Origin of the sequence: Methylobacterium sp. Leaf88, from assembly GCF_001422795.1 — a bacterium.
Taxonomy (GTDB): Bacteria; Pseudomonadota; Alphaproteobacteria; order Rhizobiales; family Beijerinckiaceae; genus Methylobacterium.
The window spans coordinates 58544-58872 of sequence record NZ_LMMK01000005.1 but is presented as its reverse complement, the minus strand read 5'-3'; the positions used below and the strand labels follow the sequence as shown (position 1 = coordinate 58872).

Annotated in this window: 1 pseudogene; it reads left to right on the top strand. The window is 64.4% G+C overall.

Annotated elements, in window-relative coordinates:
- Window positions 1-329, top strand: a pseudogene (locus tag ASF20_RS24830) (FtsK/SpoIIIE domain-containing protein); the annotation flags it as partial.

Sequence of the window (329 nt, the reverse complement as noted above, 5' to 3'; positions counted from 1 at the left end):
CAAGTCCGTGGCCATCAACACCATGATCCTGTCGCTCCTCTACCGGATGAAGCCGGAGGAGTGTCGCCTGATCATGGTCGACCCGAAGATGCTGGAGCTCTCCGTCTACGACGGCATCCCGCACCTGCTCTCGCCCGTGGTCACGGACCCGAAGAAGGCGGTCATCGCCCTCAAATGGGCCGTGCGCGAGATGGAGGAACGCTACAAGAAGATGTCGAAGGTCGGTGTGCGCAACATCGACGGCTTCAACGCACGCCTCGCCGAGGCGCGCGGGCGCGGCGAGATCTTGACCCGGACCGTGCAGACGGGCTTCGACCGGCAGACCGGAG